Source organism: Candidatus Methanoperedens sp. (assembly GCA_027460525.1).
In the GTDB taxonomy this organism is placed as follows: domain Archaea; phylum Halobacteriota; class Methanosarcinia; order Methanosarcinales; family Methanoperedenaceae; genus Methanoperedens.
Window position 1 is genome coordinate 26,547 of sequence record JAPZAS010000029.1, and the last position, 26,349, is coordinate 52,895.

At 37.2% G+C, this 26,349-nt stretch carries 21 protein-coding genes and 1 pseudogene; 10 read left to right on the forward strand and 12 right to left on the reverse strand.

From position 1 onward, the window contains the following. The first annotated feature begins 57 nt into the window (after window positions 1-57). Complete coding sequence (locus tag O8C68_10135; GenBank protein ID MCZ7396155.1) at window positions 58-1,257, forward strand: multiheme c-type cytochrome; 1,200 nt, start codon at window positions 58-60, stop codon at window positions 1,255-1,257. A 101-nt stretch (window positions 1,258-1,358) separates the two neighbouring features. After that, complete coding sequence (locus O8C68_10140; protein MCZ7396156.1) at window positions 1,359-1,916, forward strand: PH domain-containing protein; 558 nt, start codon at window positions 1,359-1,361, stop codon at window positions 1,914-1,916. Between the two features lie 3 nt (window positions 1,917-1,919). On the opposite strand, the gene O8C68_10145 is transcribed toward O8C68_10140, so the two are convergent. Beyond that, window positions 1,920-2,642 carry a hypothetical protein gene (locus O8C68_10145; protein ID MCZ7396157.1) on the reverse strand — a complete coding sequence of 241 codons (723 nt, stop codon included), beginning with the start codon at window positions 2,640-2,642 and terminating at the stop codon, window positions 1,920-1,922. A 69-nt stretch (window positions 2,643-2,711) separates the two neighbouring features. Between O8C68_10145 and O8C68_10150 the strand changes: the two genes are divergently transcribed. The 4 genes from O8C68_10150 (at window position 2,712) to O8C68_10165 (ending at window position 4,958) form a co-directional block, all read left to right on the forward strand. Further along, window positions 2,712-3,599 (forward strand): circadian clock protein KaiC, encoded by an 888-nt coding sequence (locus O8C68_10150; protein ID MCZ7396158.1) that lies wholly within the window; start codon window positions 2,712-2,714, stop codon window positions 3,597-3,599. Between the two features lie 146 nt (window positions 3,600-3,745). Then, window positions 3,746-3,994, forward strand: a complete 249-nt coding sequence (locus O8C68_10155; GenBank protein ID MCZ7396159.1) for a hypothetical protein — start codon at window positions 3,746-3,748, stop codon at window positions 3,992-3,994. After that, entirely contained in the window at window positions 3,984-4,409 is a 426-nt protein-coding gene (locus tag O8C68_10160; protein MCZ7396160.1) for a type II toxin-antitoxin system VapC family toxin, read from the forward strand. Before O8C68_10155 ends, O8C68_10160 begins: the two co-directional genes overlap by 11 nt. 204 nt (window positions 4,410-4,613) lie before the next feature. Continuing rightward, on the forward strand, window positions 4,614-4,958 hold the full coding sequence (locus tag O8C68_10165) for a hypothetical protein (GenBank protein MCZ7396161.1): 345 nt from the start codon (window positions 4,614-4,616) through the stop codon (window positions 4,956-4,958). Window positions 4,959-4,962: 4 nt separating this feature from the next. Here the strand turns inward: O8C68_10165 and O8C68_10170 are convergent, their stop codons facing one another. Further along, the gene (locus tag O8C68_10170; protein ID MCZ7396162.1) at window positions 4,963-8,946 is read right to left on the reverse strand and encodes a cohesin domain-containing protein; all 3,984 of its coding nucleotides are present in this window, start codon (window positions 8,944-8,946) and stop codon (window positions 4,963-4,965) included. A gap of 2,172 nt (window positions 8,947-11,118) precedes the next feature. Between O8C68_10170 and O8C68_10175 the strand changes: the two genes are divergently transcribed. From O8C68_10175 to O8C68_10190, 4 genes are all read left to right on the forward strand, one after another. Next, window positions 11,119-11,265, forward strand: coding sequence for a hypothetical protein (locus O8C68_10175; GenBank protein MCZ7396163.1), 147 nt, complete (start codon window positions 11,119-11,121; stop codon window positions 11,263-11,265). A gap of 254 nt (window positions 11,266-11,519) precedes the next feature. Continuing rightward, window positions 11,520-12,626 (forward strand): metal-dependent hydrolase, encoded by a 1,107-nt coding sequence (locus O8C68_10180; GenBank protein MCZ7396164.1) that lies wholly within the window; start codon window positions 11,520-11,522, stop codon window positions 12,624-12,626. A gap of 307 nt (window positions 12,627-12,933) precedes the next feature. Beyond that, window positions 12,934-13,191, forward strand: coding sequence for a UDP binding domain-containing protein (locus O8C68_10185; protein MCZ7396165.1), 258 nt, complete (start codon window positions 12,934-12,936; stop codon window positions 13,189-13,191). A 5-nt stretch (window positions 13,192-13,196) separates the two neighbouring features. After that, window positions 13,197-14,690 carry a flippase gene (locus tag O8C68_10190; protein ID MCZ7396166.1) on the forward strand — a complete coding sequence of 498 codons (1,494 nt, stop codon included), beginning with the start codon at window positions 13,197-13,199 and terminating at the stop codon, window positions 14,688-14,690. A 270-nt stretch (window positions 14,691-14,960) separates the two neighbouring features. On the opposite strand, the gene O8C68_10195 is transcribed toward O8C68_10190, so the two are convergent. The 10 genes and pseudogenes from O8C68_10195 to O8C68_10240 all read right to left on the reverse strand — a co-directional run bounded on the left by O8C68_10195 (window position 14,961) and on the right by O8C68_10240 (window position 26,346). Continuing rightward, window positions 14,961-16,133: a DegT/DnrJ/EryC1/StrS family aminotransferase gene (locus O8C68_10195; protein ID MCZ7396167.1), complete on the reverse strand. Its 1,173-nt coding sequence runs from the start codon at window positions 16,131-16,133 to the stop codon at window positions 14,961-14,963. Window positions 16,134-16,142: 9 nt separating this feature from the next. Continuing rightward, the gene (locus O8C68_10200; GenBank protein MCZ7396168.1) at window positions 16,143-17,105 is read right to left on the reverse strand and encodes a GNAT family N-acetyltransferase; all 963 of its coding nucleotides are present in this window, start codon (window positions 17,103-17,105) and stop codon (window positions 16,143-16,145) included. Between the two features lie 155 nt (window positions 17,106-17,260). After that, complete coding sequence (locus O8C68_10205) at window positions 17,261-17,848, reverse strand: class I SAM-dependent methyltransferase (GenBank protein MCZ7396169.1); 588 nt, start codon at window positions 17,846-17,848, stop codon at window positions 17,261-17,263. A gap of 58 nt (window positions 17,849-17,906) precedes the next feature. Next, window positions 17,907-18,704, reverse strand: a pseudogene (locus O8C68_10210) (IS3 family transposase). A 61-nt stretch (window positions 18,705-18,765) separates the two neighbouring features. Continuing rightward, on the reverse strand, window positions 18,766-19,893 hold the full coding sequence (locus O8C68_10215; protein MCZ7396170.1) for a DegT/DnrJ/EryC1/StrS family aminotransferase: 1,128 nt from the start codon (window positions 19,891-19,893) through the stop codon (window positions 18,766-18,768). Then, on the reverse strand, window positions 19,893-20,624 hold the full coding sequence (locus O8C68_10220) for a sugar phosphate nucleotidyltransferase (GenBank protein ID MCZ7396171.1): 732 nt from the start codon (window positions 20,622-20,624) through the stop codon (window positions 19,893-19,895). The genes O8C68_10215 and O8C68_10220 overlap by 1 nt, the downstream gene beginning before the upstream one ends. Next, window positions 20,617-21,609: an NAD-dependent epimerase/dehydratase family protein gene (locus O8C68_10225; protein MCZ7396172.1), complete on the reverse strand. Its 993-nt coding sequence runs from the start codon at window positions 21,607-21,609 to the stop codon at window positions 20,617-20,619. The genes O8C68_10220 and O8C68_10225 overlap by 8 nt, the downstream gene beginning before the upstream one ends. Continuing rightward, a complete protein-coding gene (locus O8C68_10230; GenBank protein ID MCZ7396173.1) occupies window positions 21,602-23,188 on the reverse strand; it encodes a nucleotide sugar dehydrogenase in 1,587 nt (528 codons plus the stop codon). The genes O8C68_10225 and O8C68_10230 overlap by 8 nt, the downstream gene beginning before the upstream one ends. 99 nt (window positions 23,189-23,287) lie before the next feature. Continuing rightward, a complete protein-coding gene (locus O8C68_10235; GenBank protein MCZ7396174.1) occupies window positions 23,288-24,436 on the reverse strand; it encodes a glycosyltransferase family 4 protein in 1,149 nt (382 codons plus the stop codon). 5 nt (window positions 24,437-24,441) lie between these two features. After that, complete coding sequence (locus tag O8C68_10240) at window positions 24,442-26,346, reverse strand: hypothetical protein (GenBank protein MCZ7396175.1); 1,905 nt, start codon at window positions 26,344-26,346, stop codon at window positions 24,442-24,444. Window positions 26,347-26,349: the final 3 nt, after the last annotated feature.

Below are 26,349 nucleotides of genomic sequence, written 5' to 3' on the forward strand. Positions count from 1 at the left end.
TATCTCCTTGAACGACCAGAATAATATCCCGGACAACCCCATGAGGAGGGATGATGTATGAGATTAAAATTAATATACGGAATAATATTAGGTTTAATGTTCATGTGGATAATTCCAGCAGTGCATGCTGAAGGAGAATTTCAGTTAAGCTATTCCTGTACCAGCTGTCACCAGGAGAGGTATAACGAATGGTCCCGCTCGATGCATGCGCTGGCAGTTAACGACCCGATTTTTGAGGCAGCATACCTGAGAGCCTATCAATCCGACCCCAAATACAGGAACTTCTGCCTGACCTGCCACTCCCCAACGACCAGGATAACCAACGATTTCAACCTGACAAAATCGATATCTGTTGAAGGTATTACCTGCAGTTTCTGCCATTCAGTCACAGGAGTTGAGAATAACAATTTTACCTTCAATCCAAATAACCCAATGCAGGGACCTTATAATGATTCAAAGACAGATGCACATGCTTCTGCATACTCGGCGCTCCATACAAAATCAGAGTTCTGTGCAGGATGCCACGAGTTCTCGATCAACGGCGTGCCCATCTCCGATACCTATTCGGAATGGAAGGAAGGACCCTATGCAGCCGAGGGAAAGCAATGCCAGGACTGCCATATGGAGACAAAAAGCGGGGCTGCAGCGGAGAACGGGACAATCCGGGATAAGGTTTACCAGCACTTCTGGTACGGTGGACACACCGGGCAGTTCTTACAAAATGCTTTTCAGATAGAGTCATCGATGCAGAGAACAGGAAACCGGGTCAAAGTTACGATCAATATTACCAACAACAACGTGGGTCACATGATTCCAAGCGGTCTCCCCTCAAGAAAGGTGGTTCTGGACTTTAAGGCAAGCGACGAGCAGGGACGGGAGATATTCAGTGACCAGAAAGTTTACGCCAAGACTCTTGTCGACCAATATGGTAATGAAGTGGCTGACTTCTGGAAGGCGGTCTCCATAGCCAAGGATAACAGATTCAAGCCGAAAGAGAGCAGGCTAGAGGTGTTCGAGTTTGATGTGCCAGATGGAACAGGTAAACTGGATACGCAGGCAACGTTGACCTATCAGCTGCAAGCAGAGATTATTACCACGGAAACGGAATCTGTGAACGTGGAATTAGCAAAGGTAAGCAACACCACAACATTCAACATGGCAGCCCAGGCAACGCCAAAAGGAACGCCGGCACTGGGATGGGTTGGGATTCTTATAGCCATGACAGCAGCCGTATTGGTAATTAGAAGAAAAAGATAGCAAGCCAAAAGGAACGTGGAAGAGCCGTTGAACCGAATGATGGCTGGATGGCTCTCCGGGCTCGCAAAGAAGGCATCCTGTCCTTAATCTAAATTGAAAGTATGGAACTAAAGCTGGATAAAGATGAATATCCCGTTGGCTATGCAAGGATTGGTGGCGGAGTTCTGGTTTTAACGAACTTGCGGCTTTTAATAGACCGCGGGTTCAGGATATTCGGAGAAAAAACAAAATCAATCCGGATAAAAGACATCACAGACGTGAAATTCAATAAGAGCTTCTTGTTCGGAACAGGTATCGATATAAAATATGTAGAAGATAACAGGGAGCATACCATTTTTACAGAATTTACTGCCGCAACAGAGGCAAAAGAAATTACAGATAAGGTTCGCTCTTTGCTGAAAGGAGGTATTCTGGCACCCGTTGAAGTTCCAAAAGGGGAGGTAGGAAGGATTTCATTGGAAGAAGCAGAGCAAATTGCGCTGAATTTTATGGAAAAAAAAGCCAGTAATCTTAAAGTTGATGAAATAAGACATATTGCAGGGGCATGGAATATTATCCTGTCAAATCAGGATACATATGCTGTTGTTGTGGGCGATGACGGGGAAGTGGAAGCATGGAAGAAGATAACTAAAAGCCAGGGATCAGGAACTTTCAGGTGAGCATTATTTAAAGTCCTGTCCAAAAATTTTTAAAGTATTACTCTTCCTGAGCCTGATCCTCAAAACATCGGCTGCACTGCTTAAATCAGTATCATAAAGGTCTTTTATCTTCGAATTGTATACCAATGTATAGACTTTCCTTATATCCGCCTCTGCCCTCTCTTTCAAACTCGCATCTTCAGGCGCCAGAATGGTTTGGAACTCATTTTGATTTGACAATACGAAGCTTCTTAAGTCTTCTGTGGTTTTCATGCCGGGAAGAAGGCGAAGCGCTCTGATAACGGGTAGACCCCTCGTTTTCCGATGTTTTGGACCGTCATGAAGATACAAGCCGAACTTTGAATCTTTTGTTTTTATTATTGCTGTGAGGGTCAGCGCCCCTGCCCCGCTGCACACCTCGACCTTCTCGCCGAGGACAGAATAACCCATTTCAGATAACTCTTTCCCTGCGAATTGCAGGAGTGAGAGTTCATATTCTTTTTCAGGAATGCCCCAGTAATCGGTCATAGCAGCAAGCAGGTAGGGATGGATATTTATAGATATCTGAATCCTGTGGATTAGAATGCGCGCACTCCGTGCGTGGTTGAGTTCAGCGCCGCTATCGCGGATAAGCACTTCGCTTCGCTCGGGGGCTGCTTTCAGATATGAACTGTTTTTCGGCTGAATATAATAAATATAATTATAAAAAACACTCATCATCAACATAATATATATAATCATGAGCAAAAAATTCATATATTATGGCCATAGATATAAAGTTAGTGACCACGATTAATTGCTACTTATATATACAATATGCGCGATAAACACCCTATCCACACCACCCTCAGCACGGATGCGATGAGGATACTTGAGCGTTATGAGAAGGAGCTCGGGACAAAGAATGCTGTGCTTGAGCGCGCTCTACTCGGTATGGACAAGCTCAGGTTCAAAGAAAAGATAGACATTCAAAATATCAGCAGGATCATCAAAAGGGTAAAAACCGGTGTTCCCGGCTTTGACGGGCTTGTTGAAGGGGGCATACCCGAAGGCTTTGTCGTGGTGGTAACAGGTCCACCGGGTACTGGAAAGACCATATTTTCACTGCAGTTTTTGCTTGAAGGAATAAAGAATAGCGAACGATGTATTTTTTTTTCTTTCGAGGAAATGGCGGACCAGCTTATAAAGCAGACCCTTCGCTTCGGATGGGATATCGGAGAGTATATCGATAAAGGATATCTTGAGATCTTCGGGTTCAGCAGGTTTTCAACAGAGGAGATAATTGAAATCATTAATATTTTCAAGCCCAATAGGATTGTTTTTGATTCACTTAATGTATTTCCTGATGTCGGGGAGTTCAGGCGGTCCATGCAGTGGCGGAATATCCTGAAGGAAATAAAGGACATGAAGATAACGTGCTTCGCTATCACTGAAAAAAGATATAGCGCTGAAGTAAAAGAATTTGATGATTTCGATTTTATGGGCGATGCTATCATTTTTTTCGATAAGAGGCAGAAGCATGATCTGGATCCATACCCGACCCATTATATTCAGATCCAAAAAATGCGATTGACAAAAGTCAATGAAATACCCAACTCGTTCATTTTTACAAACCACGGAATGACGCTCATGGGTACCAATCTGGAAAAAAAACTTGTGGATTCTTCCAAGGCTCAGAAACAGGTACAGGGGATCATGGTGTAATCCGCGGCATCCGTGTTCTATTTCGTTTTAATTGCATAGGTACTGTGGTCCATGGTGGTTGTCTGGGGTTATTCTTTCCCTTGCAGAAAAAGGGCATCAATGGATGCTGGCAATATATAAATACTATTAAATCACTATAAGTTTTTATGGCTGATACTACTACATTAACACTAAAATTCAAAGGAATCGAAGCACATCTTCTCAAACAGATGGTTGATCTGGGCTTGTTCAACAGTAAATCAGAGGCGATTAGATCTGCATTAATAAAATACGCTATAGACCTTAACCTCCTTGATAAAAAAACAATATGGCAGGAGATACAGGCAACTAAAAGGAGAAAAGTAAGCTCCGAACAACTAGCAGTAGATATTCAGAGTATACGTGATGAAGCATAGAATCTTTCTGGATACCAACGTTATCATATTCGCCTTTGAATTCCCAGACTCAAATTCAAATACGATCATAGAACAGCTAAACGATGGAAAAATAGAGGCTATAATTTCAGAACGCGTAATAAAGGAAGTCTATCGTTATTTTAAAAAATATTATGATAAAAAACTTGCAGACAGCTTCAGGAATTATCTCTATAAAGCCTGCAGGATACTACTTTCCAAAGACGTTAAAGATACTATGAAAAAATACCGTGGACAAATAAAAGAAAAAGACTTGGAACAATTAGCTGTTGTGAAGAAATATGGGATTAAATATATCATAAGCCTGGACAGGGATTTCATAGGGCAGGAGGAGTACAGGACACCCAGGCAATTTGTAGAGTTAATCTACGGTGAAAGTAAAGAGAGCGATTTCTGAATTGGATATATACCCAATGTTCCCCATTCTAGGGCCACAAGCTACTTTTTTAACTTTTTTCACATTGAAGTAACAGGCGTTCCTTAATATGCGGGTATAACCGAGATCTTATTGAAATCCCCGCCCACTTCCGCGGCATAATCTTTCAGCCCTATAATTGATAACGAGGATTTTATCCGCGTCTTTGAGGGTCGCCTTCTCAAATTGCTTCGCGATACTTCTCTTATACTTGCCGGGAAGAAGCATATGCAGGTGGTCAATCAGATAATACACAAATGGAATGTGATCCTTCTTCGCCTTGCGCATCTCCAGATAAGCATTGAGGATGACGAAGGCGATAATGACATCGGGTTTGAATTCTTGCATGATCTGGATCCATATCTGACCCATTATATTCAGATCCAAAAAATGCGATTGACAAAAGTCAATGAAATACCCAACTCGTTCATTTTTACAAACCATGGAATTACGCTCATGGGTACCAGTCTGGAAAAAAAACTTGTGGATTCTTCCAAGGCTCAGAAACAGGTACAGGGAATCATGGAGTAAGATCTCATGTTTTTTCACCAAAGTGCTGGGCTGCTATTGTGAGATCTGCAATATCCACAACGCCGTCCATATTCACATCATAGCGAGGATAAGGCGCTACAACAATTTCATTGAAATGCTGTTCGATGATCGTCAAATCTTCGATATTTACGATTCCGTCCTCATTGACATCGTAGCGCGGATAGACAGTTATAGATACAACTCCGTTTGTCAAATTCAAAGGAATCGCAACCCCACCGGGATCGCTGATTTTCACATTGGAGAGATTAATTCCGGATGCGCCCGATGAACCGATTGCAGTAGCGTTGATAATGATGAATGTGCCTGGAGTCGATACATTTGAGTGCCCGAGGACAGCTTCGGAGATATTTACGATCGTACCCAGAGAATTATTTATTGTACCGTTATTGAAGAATGTACTTGCTCCGTTCTGTCTAAAAAGATCTCCCTCTGTGATACTGTTGACATTAAGTATGGACTGGTTAAAAGCAATGTTTAGCTGCGCACCTGCAATTGCATTACCGGATGGATCAATAGATATACTCAAATTAAACATTTGCCCCTGAGATACTGTCTTGTTTGAAGGGCTGATAACAACTTTTGCCGCTGTTTGGGTTGGAGTAGGTGTAGCTGTTACAGTTGCAGTTGGAGTAGGTGTATCTGTAGCAGTGGCAGTTGGAGTAGGTGTGTCTGTTGCAGTGGCAGTTGGAGTAGGTGTGTCTGTTGCAGTTGCTGTTGGGGTAGATGTAGCTGTAGCTGTTGCTGTGGCTGTTGGAGTAGGTGTGTCTGTTGCTGTTGGGGTAGATGTAGCTGTAGCTGTTGCTGTGGCTGTTGGAGTAGGTGTGTCTGTTGCTGTTGGGGTAGATGTAGCTGTAGCTGTTGCTGTGGCTGTTGGAGTAGGTGTAGCTGTTGCTGTGGCTGTTGGAGTAGGTGTGTCTGTTGCTGTTGCAGTTGGGGTAGGTGTTGCTGTTGGGGTTGGAGTAGGTGTGTCTGTTGCTGTTGCAGTTGGGGTAGGTGTTGCTGTTGGGGTTGGGGTAGTAGGTGTGTCTGTTGCTGTTGCAGTTGGGGTAGGTGTTGCTGTTGGGGTTGGAGTAGGTGTGTCTGTTGCTGTTGCAGTTGGGGTAGGTGTAGCTGTTGCAGTTGCTGTTGGTGTAGGTGTGGCTGTTGCTGTTGGGGTTGGTGTAGGTGTGTCTGTTGCTGTTGGGGTTGGAGTAGGTGTGTCTGTTGCTGTTGGGGTTGGAGTAGGTGTAGCTGTTGCAGTTGCAGTTGGAGTAGGTGTGTCTGTTGCAGTTGCAGTTGGAGTAGCTGAGGCAGTTGCAGTTGGAGTAGGTGCTACGGTTACATTCCAGAGCCATTCCTTCGAATCCGAGAGACCAGTTGTAGTATTCAGAGCAGAAGCAGTTACGTTCCAGAATCCTGCAACTGCGGTGCTGTTGATATATGTGGAACCGTTTACACCGCTCTGATTGAATACCTCTATTCCGTTGATGTACCAGGTCGCCTTCACGGTCTGGTCGACGGTCACGTTGAAGGAGACAGCCTCACTGGTATTGACGGTGACAGACAGAGATGAACTGTTTGTCTTATTGTTGCTCCACGATGTTATGCCTGGGGGGTCGTAGGTGACATTGTTATCCGTTATGAAACTGGAAATGCTCGAATTTGCCCATAAGGACATATTAGAACCGTTGAAAGCGAAAACTGAGTCGTAATACCTGGTGTCGTTGTTCAGGCCGGTTATGTCGACACTCCTGTCCGTACCGCCTGACTGGTTCGCGGTCTGTGAAGGATCCGATAAATCAGAATTTATGGAATACTTAATTTGAGTCAATGCATTGCTCTGGTCTACTGTGAAATTAATTATGCTAAAAGTATCGCCAACCGAACCGTTCGTCACATTGGTTATTGAAGGGGTCGTATTAGTATCAAGAGCAATTGCCAGAGGCACCTGTGTATTTTGAGATACAGAAACTGAACTCAAACTTCCTGTGCCGCTGTTATTAAATGCCCATACTGTTATGTTGGACCAATTTCCTGCACCGGCAGAATTATTATAGAACGTATTCGAACTGCCATTTATCCAGATACCGTTTACGCTAACATTATAGCTATCTGTAATGTTTCCAGCGCCAGATTGCCAGGTATGGTTGACCCAATGATTTCCTGCTGTATTCTGTAAATTAGCAGGTGCGGGCGGGATAAAGTTATGTGGTACAGATACATTGCTGTTCGTCGTGAAATTATAGGTAGTCGAATTTGTCCGCAGTGTTGTGTTACTATTGTTATGGGCAAACCACTGATAATAATACTTGGTTCCGTTATCTAAATTGGCAACCTTGACAGTCCTATCAGTTCCACCTGTTAAGTTAGAAGTTTGAGCATAACCCGTTAGATCAGAGTTCTTGGAGTATCTAATGTATGAAATTGCATTGCTTTGATCTATTGTAGCGTTCAAGATTCCCCATGTATCCCCGACTGTACCATTAGCGATATTAGTAATTGTGGGAGTAGTATTCGTATCAACGTCATTCACAGTAACGGTTATAGTTTCAGAAGCTACAGCACTGTAGTTATCCGTTGTATTGAATTCCCAATAATATATTCCCGCATCAGAGTATGTGGGTTTCCACGAAAAGTTTTTTTGAGTTAAATAACCTTTTGTTGCATTAGTTCTGTAGGTCAATACATCATTATCAACATCAGTAGAGGATATTGTGAAATTCAGCCATTGACCTTCGTTCACGCTCTTTTTGCCTATTGACTGCTGGACTGGATTATTGTTTGGAACCCTTGTATTCTGGCTTATACCCGTTGTATTGATCGTCCCATTGCCTGAACTGTTAAAGGCATATACGGTTATATTGCTCCATCCATGAGCCCCGACTGAAGCATTGAAATAAGTGTTTGCAGTGCCGTTTGACCACGTACCGTTATGACTTATGTTATAACTATTTGTGATGCTACCTGAACCGGCCTGCCATGTATGGTTCACCCAGAAGTTGCCGTGTGTTTCTGCTAAATTCGTTGGCGATGGTGGTATATAGCCATTAGATGATGACAGAGTCGCCTCGAACTGTATTTCAGAATAACCGTCACCATAAGTAAATGTAATATATCCTGTTGAGTTGCTGGTATAAGAGTTCCATTTAGCCCCATTCTTTTTTATATCAAATTTAGTGTTAATCGGAAAATCACCCATCGTATGTTGTGTAATAACGCTGTGATTTTCACTACTCTCATTCCATTTCTTATAGTAATCTCCTGTGGTATTCCATATATTGACGGTGACATTGACAGAATCTGATGAAGGTGTTATAGTAAAGTTAAGAATATTTATATCATAAGGATATATTTTTTTAGAATAAGTAATGTAATCTGTACCTACTATGTTAGTGGTATTACTCATATAAAATCCAGATAAATTATTTGTGGAGTATCTACTAACCATTTCATTAAATACACCTTTCGCTAATTCACTTCTGTTCCAACTTGGTAATGAAGGATTGAAAAAATCATAATATATCCAAAATATATTGACCTTGAAATTATCAACACCATAAAACCCAATATTTTTAACTCCTTTTGATACCCCCAATTCAAAGACCTCTCTCGTATAATTAGATGGGTCTCTTCCATCAGAAGTGCTATCATTAGTAGTTGCCCAAATCAATCCGTAAACATTATCTTCCCCATAAATAGTTTGTTGTTGCTTGAGACCATCGAACCAAGTTGCCATACTATCTGCATCTGCGGTATTTACATGATAAGCAAACCAATCATCTACCAGTCCATCTTTACTGAGATTGGTTAAATTTGCACTTGACATTTTCAACTGTGATGCGTGGACACCAGGATATACTCTTAGTGTTGGATATACACTTTTGATAGCATTATAAATTTTATTATGACCATAGACATACGCCGTCTGATTACCTCCACCATCATCGGGTTCTTCCTCACTTATTACAACACCATAAAAATCGTTCATATCAAATGCATTTCCATAACTATCATACGTTATTTGGTCTAAAGTATCGTTTATGGCTATATTCATTAATGTGTTATTATTCTGCAAATCTGCCCAAGTATTAGTTCCTGGATTCCATAAACTTGCATTATACCAGAAGAATATTCTATTTAATATTCTTGTATGGGTAGAAGCTAAATTGTGTATAACCGATGCATTTGCGTTACAGCATCTATCTGCTCTGGAAAAAGATTGAATCCAATACCACCCCAAAGAATAATTCTTATACATATTTGCTTGAGTATTATTGTCCAGAACAAACCCATAAAATCCAGAATTGACAACCTTACTTATGGGGTTAAAGTCAACTACAATGTAATTATCTCTACCATCCAATGTAGAAACGTTTAATGTAAGATTTCCATTTGAATAATTGATTGACCACCCAGTAACATTATATGTTTTTCCATTTTCATAACTTACAACCACCACAGTATTATCTGTTATTTTTAATTTGTTATAAGGAGGTGACTTTATCACAAATGAATCTACGTTAGTATTATATGGTACTACAAGCAACAACGAATCGTTGTGCGCTGTAATAAAATCAATATTAGATGTGGAGTTTTTGATAAACGTATAGCTTAAATTTACAGTAAAAGTATCCGTGTTGTTTTTAAAATCGTAAATATTAATTCCATTTTGAATACCAATGCCCGGTATCATAAACGATAAATTAGTTATTGAACTTGTGGATTGTGTGAGCGAAATAGAATTATCGGCAGAACTGTTCCAATAACTAGATCTAACTCCAGAATTGTCATTTAACTGTAATTGACTAACCGATACTAGATAATCACTATGAATTTCACTTTCGTTTTGGACTCTTTTTAATATCTGAAAATCATCCATCGTTATATTAGAATACTTGTTTTGCGAGTTTTCTTTTACGGCTAAATATAGGTCACCTGCATTTAGTGTAATAGTTCCTGTATCTGCCTGTTGCCTATCAAGAACTCCATTTACATAGTGCTTTATAGTACTACCATCATATGTTATTGCAATTTGATACCATTGTTCAGTAACCCAATTGTTTTTTGAACCCTCAACCCATTCGTCTGCCAATCCAGACCCTTCAAAATATACCAATTTGTTAATAGAATTATAATATACAGCATAACTATATCTGTCATATAATCCACCAGTAGTTATACCTTTATAAATAAAACTATTTGAACCAGATAACGGAAATGAATGAAACTTAATCCATATTTTGATTGTAAAATTAGATGACAAATTCAAACTTGGAGAAGTTGGTATATCAACATAATCATTTATTCCATCAGTAATTATTCCTGAATTGTATTTTCCAGTTGTCCAATTTGCATCTCCTGTTCCATTTCCATAAAACGTGCCGTTGTTATTATTGCCACTACTATCATTTACAAATCGTCCATTATTTTTATCCATCTTTAGCCATATCGAAAGGTTTGTAGTATTTATTTGATATGGATCTACCTTGGTGTTATTGGATGTTATGTTAGCAAAGAAATCTAAGTAGGAACCATTAGAAACAACCGATATATTACTATTAATATCGTAAGTACCATTTATCGTTATATAAGGTATAGCCGATGCTGACTGTGATAATACTAAAGCAAACATTCCAGCAAGCAAAACCAGAAGTAAATAATTTCTTATCAGAGTGCCATATTTATATGGGATCATGTTGACTCCTGCATGTACAGGACAATTGATATCTGTAAGCTTACCTGTAGGTACAAATTTCCTTTTTCTCTCTTCAATGACTTTTTTCGCAGCTTCGATTGTTCTTTTGCTTTCACTGATTTTCACATTGGAAAGATTGATCCCTGAGGTACCTGATGAGCCGATTGCGGTAGCGCTGATTTTAATATATGTTCCTGGGGTGGAGAGTATTCCAAATTTAAGAATTTGCATTATTCATCAAAGTTCTATGAACACACCCATAACTCTTATGACCATATGATTAGCATGACTATTATAATAATTTTTTAAATTTTTAAATAGCGATAAATATTTATAGTATCGAGTTGAATTGTATTTTATGTGGTGATGCTGATGACTTGACCTACCATTGTCCTTCTGGTAGGAGCAATAATTCCGTTCTTTTTCCACAATAGGAAGCAAAAAGAAGAAAAGGAGGAATGAGTGTTGGAAATAGTTGAAGTTAAATGTGAGAATTGCGGCAAAGAAATATATGTGCAGGAAAATCATATCAGAGAAGAAATGTTCTGCACCCTTGGGTGCTTAAGTTCTTACAGAGGAGCAATTTCCTCAAAAGACAGAACATTTCACTGATATACTTAGTATTTACTTGAATTATATTCACTGGCAAATGTTTGAAATTTGCCTTACATTCGGCCGTGGGCATAGTCGAGGATATGTTTAAGAATGAACTATACTTGAATTGTTTAAACAGGATTTAAAATCGGTTAAGTTTTATAATTTAAAAAGCTCTGTGCGCGATTGCTACTGCGCTATGCAACCTCCAGAGTTAAAAACCCATTCGTGCTTATATTTAACATCCATACAAAGAATCTAAACCAATAGATATGCTATCCGAACACCTCATCTACTCAACAGCCATAGCAATAATCGCAGGCATGCTCTGGTATAAATACACAGGCAGAGACCCCTCATGGATCATCATAGTCAGCGCCTATGCACCCGACTTTGATATAGTCGCCGGGGAGTTGTTCAAAAAATTAGGTATAAACATCCTCATCAACGGCGCTCCAATCAGCCACGGGGATTTCCACAACATAGCCTTCCTGCTGCTTTTCGCCACCACGGCGGCGCTTGTGCTGAGGTTGGCGGGCATGAGGTTCTGGGATTCGTTCCTTTTCGCGGGGATTGGGTTCGGGGCGCACATGTTCGAAGATGCGCTGGTGTTCAAACCGTTTTATACATTTCTCTGGCCGATATCTGAGCAGAAGTTGGGGATCGGGTTATTTGATTATAAGCCTGATCTTTATGGGATAGCGAATACGGATGTGTTGATGGTGGGATTGATCTTAATGGTCTTATGCGGGGGGATAAGAGTCCTGTATGAAGGAAAAGGAGGCATCAGGAGGATTGCAAGATCGGTTGGTATTGCGGCTGCAATTATGATTTTTATGATATCTGTGTTTAGCATTATCGATATAGGGGTGGTGGAAAAAGTAAATTCGATAAGAGAAAATGGATATATTGATAATTGGTCTTTCACGCAGAATGCATCGTGGGATTCAACTATCTATCATAGTGGTAAACATTCAGCCAAAATTGAGATTTGGAATTATGACAATAGAATCATAAGAAGATGGGTAAGTGAACGAATATCAGTTAAACCGAATACTACATATCTTTTCTCATCATGGGGCAGGACAGAAGGTGCAGGAGGTACAAACACTCCTTGGGTGTTAATAGGGGAAATGGATTCTAACAATACGTTGATAATGGAAAGGAGTCTAAAATTCAACAATGGAACAAATGACTGGACGCAGAAGCAAATAAAATTTAAGACAAGCAACGATACATACTGGGTTTTAGTATATGCTGATATCTTTAGGGGTTATGGAACTTTCTGGTTTGATGACTTAGAGCTGTATGCGGAGGGGACTAATAAGAATATAATTCCAAATAGTGGATTTGAATTGGGTTATACATATTACTATTGATATATAAAAACTAACAATTATAGTACAATCTGCTGTTTTTTTATGATTTTGATGGGCATATCGATTCAAATCACACATAATATCGAAGCAATTTTTAAGAGTCATCCTATTTACTGAAATGCTATAATAAATCAAGAAATATTATCATTGCGCCGCTAACTCAGATGCTAACCAATAAATAATCATTCACAATGTATAATTCTACAGTCCTGGTGCCTCCACAATCCCCCATGCAACCTCCCCTCCATAAAATAAGCATTCACAACTTTTAAATTGATTACCGGCATCTATGCACAAAAGATGCAAAATGAAAAACATGAAAACAGGTGGTGAAGAATTCACAGGCAACTTGGGTGGAAAACCGATATGGAACATTTACATGGCTCTTGAAGGCGCGGATGCCCTTGTGCTGATGACTGTGCACAGGGAGTTCAGGGAGCTTGACCTGCTGAGGGCGAAGGAGCGCATGCGTATGCCGATACTGATAGATGGGAGAAGGGTGTTTGAGAAGGATGAAGTGAGAGGGCTGGGGTTTGTGTATATGGGGGCGGGGAATAGGATGTAGGGGCATTGGCACAAGTTGAGGAAGCGGCAGATAAAAGGCAAAAGATGACAGTAACTACAGCAAAAAAATTCGCATTAGATATTGGTTGGGTTTTCATTAGTCAGATAATCACATTCGTAACAGGTTTTTTTCTTAGTGTTATCTTGGGCAAATTTCTGGGCGCGGCACCTTTTGGATTGTATTCGATGACCCTTACGATCTATGCGATTGTAGCATTAGTTGGTGGTATTGGAATTCCTACAGCAATTGTAAAATATGTTGCGGAGTCTAAACAAGATAAGGATAAGCTAAACATTTTTGTTTCATGTGGTATTATTAATTCATTGGTTTTTGGAGTGATAACGGGTTTAGTTTTATTTGCTATATCTGGCATGTTCGCAAGTATCTTTAATATGCCAGAACTAACAGATTTAATCAAAATAATTGCTTTTTCACTCCCATTTCTGGCAGTTAATAACGCATTGCTTGGCGTGCTCAATGGATTAAGAGAAATGAAGTTATACTCATTTCGTACGATTGTTCGATCTATCTTATTACTTGGCTTTACAACCTTATTAGTCGGTATTGGATTTGGCGTTAAAGGGGCAGTTTTTTCGTTGTTGTTATCTGAAATAGGAACACTCTTTCTATTAATATTATATTCAAAGGATTTTTTTAAGTTTATTATAAAAGATTACTTTGAAAACACCAAAGAAATGTTAAAATTTGGTAGCCAATTATTCATTGCTAGTGCAGTCTGGATGGTAAATACAAACGTTGACAAACTCTTAGTTGGCTATTTTTTGCTGGCAAAGGATGTTGGAATCTATACAATAGCCTTGGCAATTTCTTCTGGTCTTTTAATGATTCCAGGAGCTATATCAACTGTAACTTTTCCCGCAATTTCTGAATACAATTTTAAAGGACAGCATGATGCGATTGAGATGCTAATAAATAGGTCTATGAAGTATTCTTTAGTAATTTTATCTATTTTAGGAATTTGTATAATATTTTTTTCCGAAGATATAATTTTATTAGGGCTTAGACCTGAATTCTTGCCTGCAGTTACACCTATGACAATATTAGTTTTAGCGATTATATTCTTCGGATCTGTGGCTTCTGTTGGAGCGGCGTTTAGCGCTCTGGGAAGACCTGACATACAGGTTAAGCAAAATGCACCACTTGTAATAGTTAATGTGATCATTGATATAATTTTAATTCCTGTTTTGGGTATAATAGGGGCTGCAATAGGCACAGCGACATCATTTTTATCATTGATTATAATGGAATTTTATTTCTATAATAAATTAAATATAAAAATTAATTATCGAATATTCATAAAAATATTTATTTTCATTGTTCCAATAATAGTATTGTTTTATGTCTTTAGACAGCAGATAAATATATATTTGCTAATCTTTATTCTCGTTGGACTTTATGCTATATTGATCACTAAATTTATACTTACAAAAGAAGATTTGAATGAGGTTATTAAATCGATAGGCATTAGGCCAAATTGATGAATTAAAAGTTAGGCCATACAGAGGCAAGACGGGTCAATGCATAGTGGTTTCTGCTAAAAAATTAGAGGAAATTCACGTTTCTTTGAAACATGAGTCATAAGACAGCAAAATTGAAAAATGGTATCAAATTTAGAAGAGAATGGAAAGAGACACTTGACTATAAATAGTGAAGTGCCAAGAAGAAACTGATGCAAGAGACGGTATTGATGGATAAAGTTATTCCATATCTGTGGCAGAGTTAAGGTTTAAATATAGAAGCTTAAATTATTATCCACTCAAAGGGGCGCGCAGTACATTAATCGATTTATCGATTGATTTATCATTACGTAAAATATCACTAACCTCATTCACAATTAGCGCATCTCTTATTATATTTTTTTTATACTGTGGTTCTGTATTAAGATTAAAAATGCGTGATGATACAAATTCGGAGTTAGGAAGCTTTCTTGTGCTATAATAATATTTATGTAAGGGTGGAGAATATAATTGGTACACCAAGACTCCTCGTTTACCCAATTCCGTAATAAACTCTTGTCTATTTATGTCCCTTAATAAACAACTGTATCTCGAATATACACCAGATTCGTTTTTATATTGAGGATGTATTATTGATGGTGACCGTATTAATTTTCGATATGTACATGCATTTCTTGTTCGTATACGTAAATTTTCATCCAAAAAATCTAATTCATTAGAAATTTTTTTTGCCCATTCATTTCTCATTTTGTAAACAAACATTTTTTCTAAAAATTTTGAAATATACGGAATTGTTCTACGTGCTTTTATTTTCTTCCTCTCTAACATTTCCGTAAATGCAAAACCGGAACTATATATCATTCGATACCATTGGTTGCGTAATTTAGAATATGGTTTCCAATTATTAACTATTCCCATAGCTTTTTCAGCTAATTTTTGATCGTCAGTAAATATCGCCCCCCCTCCTCCAGTTGCATATTCCCCAGAAGATACATCAATAATTTTTGAATAACCAAAGCTTGTAATTGATGCATCTCCAAAACTTCCAAATTTCTTATCTTTAAATTTTCCCCCGAAAGATTGTGCTGCGTCCTCTATCACAAACAAAGAATGCGATTCTGCTTGCTCCATTATTTCATCCATTGGCGCTGCTTGTCCAAATTGATGGACAGGAATTACTGCTTTTGTTCTTGTCGACACCACATCTTTGATGGAGTCTGGATCCATGTTGTAATCTGATGGAGATACATCGCAAAAAATTGGTCTTAGACCGCTATAACTTACTGCAAATGGTACCACAGGGCAACATATCGAGGGTACAATTACCTCTGATTTCTTTGGTATATCCATTGCTCGCATAACAGCAACTAATGCTGCTGTTCCTGAACCTGTGCAGATGCAATAGTCTCTGCCAACATAACTTGCAAGTTTTTCTTCCAATAATATAATATCTTTTTTCGGCATTTACCTCCCTTATATTTTCAATATCATATCGGCAAACTTTCCCAATCGTGATAATACTCTATAGTTTTTAAGCTTTTCTTTTTCTGCGCCAAAGCTCTCTTTAAATTTTTGCACCCCTTCAAGATTACCACTGGCGCCAAAATTGTAATATTTGTGCCCCTCGTTACATGCTTGTTCGATTGAATCTTTTACCAATAAATTTACAGGGTTGTATCTTTCATAGCCTTGCGAGTAAACACTTAAAAAGGCAAATACATTTTTACCATAATAATGATCCCCCCACCCGGCTATCAGATTATCGTCTTTAAATGCAAGCTTAATTCGCACATGTGGTCTTCCAAATTTATATATATTCTCGTATAATTTTATTGGAAGTGGTGGTTTTTTGTACCCCCATCGTATGGATGATTCAATATACAATTTATAAAATTCTCTTACCTCATCTAATGAATTACAATCTAAAATCTCAAAGCCACTTCTATCTGCCTTTCGTATGGCTGTTCTGGTATTTTTTTCAAATTTGTTCTTCCATATATATTCAAATCCATTTTCCAACGAAAGCATATGTGTATAATTCCATTCTGAATTTACTTGTTTTATCAGTGAATCCTCTGGAACTGAGAAGTTAGAAAATGGAGGTAGCGATAGATTAAAGGACAAATGTCTCCAGTCAACGATATTTTTCAATATTTTCTGAAGAGTTTCTGATGAGATATCTGATAAAGAAAATATTCCTCCGTAACCCAATGGTATAGAATTATAATGATAAAATCCATATTTTTTGTCTTCCATCATTGGAATCAGAACCTCGTTGCCATCTATTTCGTACAATCGTGTAGCAATCCGATAGCTATAGGTCTCTTCTAAGATCTTTGCCCATGCGGGGGTGTGGAAAAAATAACTATTTTCAGAGTTTCTAATTATTTCTTCCCATTTTGACGTCGAGACTTTTTCATCATATTCAAAATCCATTTATAAGCACCCTTTACTTTTCACAATAAATCACCCTCATAAAACCAAACCCCAATAGTTCAAAAGGGTAAAAAGCTTTGCTGTAATAATAAACAAGATTTTTACCGATGCTTTTTAGGTTCTCAAGCTTGTCACCTTGTGATTGTCCACTCTCTTCAGAAGTACATAGAATCAAGCATTTCAATCTTTTTGAATCCTCGTTCTTTTAATGTTGAAGTCAACTGTTTCTTTGTATAATAATGACCTATTGCTGCTATTCTGTCCTGCTTTTTTATAGCATGAGAAATATAACAATAAGGAAAATAGGGACAGAAATAATTGGGAACAGAGAACAATAATATCCCATCTTCTTTTAAGACTCTGTAACAATCTTTGAATATAGAATCAATATTATCATTATGCTCAAAAGCACCAAAGGAAATAATCGCCTCAAAAGAAGAATCTTGGAATGGTAACTTACAGCCACTCGCAACGGTATAGTTAGCTTCTGGAAATATTTTCCTGGCAGATTCAAAATGAGCATTACTCAATTCTACACCATAAAACTCATTAAATTTGTCAGTTAGTTTGATAAAATACTTTGCATCACCACATCCAATATCCAAAATTCTTTTAGCTTCAGGCAGGTATTTTAGTTGTTTTAAATATCGTTTCGTCCAATAACTTGCAAATAGCTTTTCTCCTTTTGCCAAACTTGGTAATCTCCTTCTTGCTTCTACTTCCCAGTATTCCTTTGTTTTCATTTTAGACCGCACCCCTTTAAGTAGACAACAAGTTAAGCTTCCATATTTAAAGTTAACGCTACTCGAAATTGATCGGTGATTTGTAACCAATCGACGAATGAAGGCGTTTTGAATTGTATACCTCCTCAATGAAACGGTCTATATTCTGAAGAGCGTCTTTGAATGTCCCGTATTCGTTCAAATAGACCTCTTCACACTTCAAAGTCTTTATGAGACTCTCCGCAAGCGTTGTCGTATGGTTTGCAGTCTGACTATTTTTCACGCACAGAAGATTGTCTTCTTTCATGAATCGTCGTACTTTCTTGCTATTAGCAAGATGTCCCCTGTTTCGGAGTTCTACTGTAATCCCTTCTATAACCATATCCTGGAAACTCGATTGCGATATTCTGAATTTCTTCCCTGAGCGATATATCAGAATTATCCTCACAAAAAAGCCTATAAGAACTATGCCGCCACGTGTAGTATCCAGACCTGCTGACATCAAGCAATTCCGTAGCCCTATTGACATAGACAGAATCCAAACAATTTGAAATGGCCATGAACTTTACTCCTCCCTTGATATCTCTTCCTGTACCCTCTTTTCCAAGAAATTCAATGCTTTTTTTAAAAATTCATTCTCAGCATATAGTTTGCCTACTAGCCTTTCCAGTTCTTGATTCCATGCAGCCTCCTTGTAAGTATTGCCACTGAATGCAGAATCTGGATCCTTTTGGTATTCCAGTCTCCATCTGGATATCATTGTCGGATGAAGGTTGTTCTCACGACTGAGTTGTGCCAGGTTCTTTCCACTCTCAAGCTCCCGAATTAGGGAGACCTTGAATTCCCGCGTGTACCTTCTTCTTGTCCTTTTTCCCATGTAATTCCCTCATAGTGACCCTAGCTTAACTATCTGTCCACTATGAGGGGCGCAGTCCATTTTAATAGTTAATGCAACTTACTAAATATTCAATTTCTTTTTCAGTCATCATTGGATACAAAGGCAGTGTTACTTCATGCGTCCCAACAAATTCGGTTTTTGGGAGTATCTCTTCTTTAAATCCAAACATCTTTCGATAATATGTAAAAAGATGAATCGGTGGATAATGAATACTTGTCTGTATTCCTTTTTCTTTTAATGTATCAATAAAGGCATTTCTTTCAATATTTTTTGATAACAATATCGGAAAGATATGATTTGATGATTTTACCTTATAATTTCTAAATGGAATAGAAATCTCAGATATGCTATTTAATCGAATTCTATATTCATCAACAATTTTTCTTCTTTTCTCATTATTTTCATCTAATTTTTTCAATTGAACCAATCCAAGTGCAGATGCCATTTCGTTTATCCGATAATTAAAGCCTATATCTATCACATCATAGCTATACGCATGCCCCTTATGCCGATCCCAGGTTAGAGTGGTCATCCCATGTGACCTCATTATCCGTATTTTCTCAGCCAGTGCTTCATTATTGGTTACGATCATTCCCCCCTCTCCAGTCGCCAGATTTTTATTAGAAAAAAAACTGAAACATCCTATATCTCCAATCGTCCCACATTTTTTACTTTTATATTCTGCTCCTGGTGCATGAGCTGCATCTTCTATCACTTTCAAGTTATGATCGCTTGCGATTTTCATTATCGCATCCATATCGCAGGGGTATCCGCCATAATGGACAATGGTAATAGCCTTTGTTTTTGATGTAATCTTTTCGATGATATCTTCAGGTGATATATTGAAATCGTCTAAACTTGTTATATCAGCAAAAACGGGCTTTGCTCCACAGTAAAGAACAGAGTTTGCAGTTGCCACGAAGGTTAAAGAAGGAACAATCACTTCGTCGTTTTCCGCGATTCCTAATACTTTGTGAGCAATATGAAGCGCAGCCGTGCCGTTTGCAACACCAAAAGCGTACTTTACACCTAGATACTTTGCAAATTCTTCCTCGAACTGTTGGGTAACAGGACCCATCGAGAGCCATTTGGATCTTAATACCTTCGTAACAGCTCCAATTTCTTCTTCATCTAAATCAATATCCGACAAAGGGATTTTCCATTCCATTATACCACCGATGCTATCCCCAGTTTATTAAATATACTATCTATCTCGTTATTTGCCTTTTCATAATCGTCTGGTCTGCCTATGTCTAACCAATAACCATCATAAACATAACCCTTCACAGTTTCACCGTTAGAGATCAATTTTTTAATGAGATCTGGAAAATCGAGATATGTATTTAGTTTAATATATTCTAATACTCTTGGTTCGAATACATAAACTCCCATGCTTACTAAATAATCGATCGATGGCTTTTCTATATATTTTGAGATGGTACTTTCCTCAAGTTCAACAACACCAAAATCGATTTTAACATATCTTTTATTAAGTGCTATCGTTGCAACAGCTCCATTTCTTTTATGGAAATTGACTAATTCAGAATAATTGAGTGTAGTTAAAACATCGCCGTTCATCATCAAGAATGTTTCTTTTAACTCATTCTTTATTAGCCCTAAACCTCCAACTGTACCTAAAGGTATATCCTCTCTTGAATATTTAATTTTAACACCATATTTACTTCCATCCCCCAAAAATGCCATGATCAATTCCGATAGGTGTCCGACAGCCATTATAATTTCATTAATACCACAAGATTTTAATTGCCGAATAACAATCTCAATAATTGGTTTATCGTCAATTGGCATCAAAGGCTTTGGAAAAACCGTTGTGAATGGTTTTAATCTTGTCCCTTTTCCACCAGCAAGTATTACTGCTTTCATTTCTTCTTTATTCATAAATATCACTTACATTATTTTTATACCAATTCCAGGTCAATTGGATTCCCAAGTTAATGGGTATCCTGGGTCGGAACTGTGTAAGTTTTATTAGTTTTTCGGTGTTGGGACATCGACGTCTAGTCGACCCTTCCTGAACATCCATATATCTTATCTTCAAAGTTGGGTTGATCAACTCTATAATTTTTCTTGCTAATATATCAATTGTTACTTCATTTTCACTGTTGCCGACATTAACGATATGTCCTGTAGAGTCCTTGGATTCAGCAAGTTTAATTGTGGCCTGAACCGCATCGTCGATATAGCAGAAGGCCCTGGAATGATTTGGTGAATATATTTCAAGACAATCCTTTGCATTATATGCTCGAATCATTAACTCAGGAATAACATGGGCAAAGCCCATTCTAGGACCATAAACATTATGATAGCGAACTATGGTTATTGGGATATTATATTTTTTATAATAGGAAAAGCATACACTTTCTCCTATTATCTTACTTAGACCATATGTTGTTCTGGGAGAGGTTATATCTTCAACAGTGAGATTTACAGTCTCGTCAGTAGGAACAGAAACTCCATAGTGTTTCATAGTACCTGCATAAACTTCACTCGTTGAAGAAAATAAAATTTTTTTGAGATGCTTGTGATTATTCTTAACCCACTCAAAAAGGTTAAGTGTTGAAACAATATTAACATGAAGAACCTTATCTGGGTTATTAATGACATTTTTTACCCCAATTACAGCAGCTAAGTGATAAATAAAATCATAGTCCAAATCTAAACGGGAAAATGACTGGAGGTCTGTAAGGTCTGCATGTATAAATTCAATTTGAGAATTATTAATAAATGCCTCAAAATCTGAATCCATTCTACCTCTTGAGAGATTATCCACAACATGAATTTCATTTTTTCCTTGTTGAATAAGTTCTTTAATCAAATGATATCCAATAAATCCAGCCCCTCCAGTAACCAGTATCTTACTCATATTTATTACCTTTTATTATATTCCAATGTCCTTTACCGACACCAACCAGTTTAAAACCGAGTTGCCTCAATTGTTCTCCTTTTTCATCATCTACCAGATCATTACAATCCAGTATGAGCCCATTTGGTTTGAGAATATCTTTAAAATCATTTGGTGTTAAATTAAAGTATTCTTCATGCTTTACCGCCAATATTATCGCATCCATCTCTTTATTTTTCATACGATCTAAAATCTTTTCCACTTTCAAATCAATTTCTGGCCAATAACTTACAATTGGATCATGTAAAAATATAAATGCTCCAGACTTCACACACTCTTTGTAGAAAATTTCACTGGGAGAATTACGTGTATCGGCCACATCAGCTAAATATGAGACCCCCATCAACAACAATTTTTTATCCCTGATATCACCCATGTTTTTTCTTAACAAAGAAAATGAGTGATAAGTCATTAAATCATTGATATGTACGGCCTCAACAGACATATTTAACTCTCTGGACAGTCCGAATATATTAAAAATAGACCAGTTAGCGAACAGAGGATCTTTTGATAAGCAATATCCACCAACACCAAAGCCTGGAAGCATTATGTTATTGTGAGTATTCCTTTTTTTTATGGCCTGAATTACTTCGAAAAGGTTTACTCCAACTGATTCAGCTAATTCAGTCCATTCTTGAATAAATGCTATGTTAGTTGCTCGATAACTATTTTCCAGCAGTTTTCCAAGTTCAGAAGCTGTCGGAGATGATAATTCAGTTAAAGGATAATTATTAGTGTCGATGAAGCTTTCAAGAAATTCTCTCACTTTTTTCTTGGAAATTTCATTTACTCCAGAATAGACTCGATAAAAGGAGATGATACTTTGCAAATAATTTTTTCCGGGCATTACTCTTTCATAAGAATGAGCTAGTTTTATAGAGGTATTCAATAAATTCCTGTTATTAAATTCCAATTCTATGACAGGCAGTATAATCCTTTCACAGGTTCCTATAGGAACTGTTGTTTCAATAATAATCAAACAGGATGGTTTCATCCTCTGTGCTATTGTACGCATAGCTTCTTTAAAATTTTCAAGTTCTACAATTGGTTCTCTTACATCTCCAGGACTCTTTTTCCTAACATCCAGGTTGATATCTACAACTATTATGTCAGCTACTTCGTAAGCATAAGAATTTGTAGTTGCCATGATGTTTCCATTTTCAAAAGTTCTATCAAAAACCTCTTTCAAGTTTTCATCCGATGAGACTATCGGGAGTGATCCCGCATTAATTCTACCCACTTTCCAATAATTTTCAGGGGTTGGTAGATCTACGCCGATTACTGCATATTTAGGGTTTCCCTGCTTATTTTTTGCAGAAGAAACTGCAGTTAACATGGCAGACCCGACAAAACCTAATCCTTGAATTATTACATTTTTTTCACAGTTATTTTTCTTAATAAAATTGTCTATTTCATCTTTTAAAGAATTTACGTGTAAATCAAATGTATAAATATCACCTAACGGTGATTTAGAAATAAATGTCTTAATTTTGTTGGCTTCATAAGATTGCTCATTTTTGTGATAATTTTCTTCTTTCATTTTATTATCTCTTTTTATTTTGGTTAAACACCATTACTTGTTGGTTTTTTATCATTTCAGTCTCAACTATTTTTACATAAATTTTCTATTATATATCGTCTAATGTTGCATAACTTTTGTTTTTGCTTTAGCTATTATTTCCCTATAAATCTCAACGGTTCTTTCTGCGATTTTATTCCAATCATATTGTTTTGCTTTTTCCTTTGCAGCATTTCCCATCTCTTCTCTTAATTTGTCATTCTTTAATAATGTTATTATTTTATTAGCCAAATCTTCAATATTTTCTGATTCAAATATAAAACCTGTCTTTCCGTTATCAACAATTCCAGGATTGGACATATCAGATGCAATTACAGGTACCCCTGATGCAGCAGCGTCAAATAGCGCAAATGGCTGGCAGTCCCATCGGGATGGTACAACAACAAGTTTGCAAGCCTTAAATTTTTGGTACTTTTCCATTTCCGAAATAAAACCCAAAAACTTTACGTTATTTTCTAAATTTAACTTCCGGGCAAGAGCCTTAAGATTTTTCGCCTGAGAACCAGATCCTACGATATATAGCTTGATGCCTGGTATTAATTTAATAACAGTGTAAAGTGAGTTAATTAATATATCCACGCCCTTAATTTTTTCTAATCTACCAATATATAAAATATCAAAATTAGATTCTCCTTTATATTTATGCATATCTTCTATTTTATCATAATCAATACCAACTGGATTAATATATATATTAGAATTTGTATTCTTACAAATTAAATCTCGGATAGATGGTGCTTCTACAATGATATTTGGAATGCGAGAAATAACATACTTTTCTATTGGTTGGTTAAAAAATGTCCCAATACGATAACCAATATTTGTATTATATTCAGCTTCTTTTGATATAATTCCAAGGATGGTCAATAGAACTGGATATCTACCTTTTAAGAGAACCGCTACAAGCGAATAAGGCGGTAGGGTTCCTTGGGCAGCATGAACAATATCTGGATCTAATTTTAGAACTTTGTGTTTCAAAATCAGAGTTGTAAAAGGAATAAAAAAGGGAACACGAAGGACTTTAGGAATTTTAACTATATGAATGTTCAGATTTCCTCTTCTGAACTGTTTTCCTTCTTCACCAATCGTTATTACATGCAAATCAACATCTTTGATGCATGACAAATGATACGCTAATCGATCGATATATACCGCAGGGCCTCCCCACATTTTGTGTAGAGGGTATTGACATAACATTGCCACTTTCATCAAATTTACATCCTATTTTTTATTGCTCTAACTGTGCCACTATCATAGATTATATTATATTCCGATCCTTCAATAAATGACAGGAATTGGAATCTATCCATCCTAAATTCTTGCGTAAAACCTTGCGAAGATATCAAGACAGTGTTATCCATCACCTCCTTCCGCAATATCAATATTCCTTCAAGAGGTTGTCTTCCTAAAAATATGTCTCCAGCATCTTGAGCGGTGAAGGTACTATTTTTATATTGGTAAGGCCACATCACATATGAATCAACATAGATATTATTTTTATTGGATTCTTCAGATACTGAAAGTTGATATATCCGCTCTGCGGCATACCTTTCCGAATCTAACAGTACCATTCGTGGCTTACTATCCCATGGAGTTATTGAAATAACGTTGGATATTCCACTCGAGATCATAACGATGGCAAAAATCATAGTCAGTGTAAAAATTGCCACTAATTTTCTATGTTCTTTCGTTGAATTAGTGATTACTAATAGTCCAATTCCAACCAAAAACGCCGAGATTATCTCCATAAAAGAAATCCACCTCCCTGGAAGAGCTTCATAAAACTTGAATAATTGGATACCGGAAACAAAGAATACGAAGCAGGCACATAAAATGCCATAATGGATTTGTGGTAGTTGCCTGGTATAATTTCTGCGGAATATTGCTAAAAAACCTATTATCATAAAAAATAAAAAAATAAGTATTGGAAGAGAACGCCATATTGATTCTAAAACATCATTTTTAATTGCCATTGAAGGGGCGACATCTATTGCTAATGATCGATCAACTTTGAAGGCACTTACCATAGAACTGGCTATATGATAGTCTAAAAAACCTGATATAGACCTCCAGTATCCAAGAAGCATGGTAATAAATATGGCAGTCAATGGAATACTAGTAACCTGAGTTGATTTCGCTGAACCCCCTAAAATCTCGTACATTAGGTAAGATACTATTATGGTTAGTCCCAACAATATTCCCACGGTTGTGGACGGAACAGGATGCGTTAAAATAACTATAATCATTAATAGTAAAATGAATACTTTGTAAGTGATTTCTTTTCCCTTTTCACGTGATGACCATAAGAAGAAGATAAACATTGACAATAACCCTAACCCTAGGGTCATTGCAGTTATCCACCACCCCAATGTGATTTGTGAAGCGCTAACCCCTAGAACTAAAACTGATAATAACCCTATTTTCTCATTAAAAAGCTTTCTTCCAATTAAAAATAGAAAGGTTAGACTGAGTACTGCTATAATACTTATGAAGAAAAAGGAGTTTTTAACATTTAATCCTGTAAGTTGTGATAGTAAAGCTGCGACGATATGTGTCATAGGATATGATTCATAAGACGTATTAATTGGTATATGTCCTTGCAATAGCAATTGTTCTATAAAATTAACATGATAAAGTGAATCCACTCCTGCTTGAAGGGGGAATAGAAAATAAGGATATGCCCTGAGGAGTATTCCCACCATAAGGAGTTTAACCAATATAAAGGCTGAATAAGCTCTATTGTTGTTATAAAATATTTCAACTGCCAAAATGCTTGAAATGATAGATGCTATTAACAATAAAATAAAAGGCTGAGGCTGAACGCTTCGTGACCATATGATAAAACTTAGAATTAAAAATCCAAAAAAAAGGATGTTAAGTAGGAACAAAATTGATTTAATCTCTTTCATATTTGTGGAAAAGTCAAGTGGACTTAGAGTTGAAAGATTTTCTCGGCACAACAGATAGACAATACAAGCTAAAAACACCGTTAAAGACATTTCTTGCAATATAAATGATTTTAATATACTCGTGGAATAAACTAAGAGAATAATAGCTCCCACTGCCCCTATGGTACCGAGTTTTTTATCAACATCTGTACTAACGCCAGATACCTTCACTCT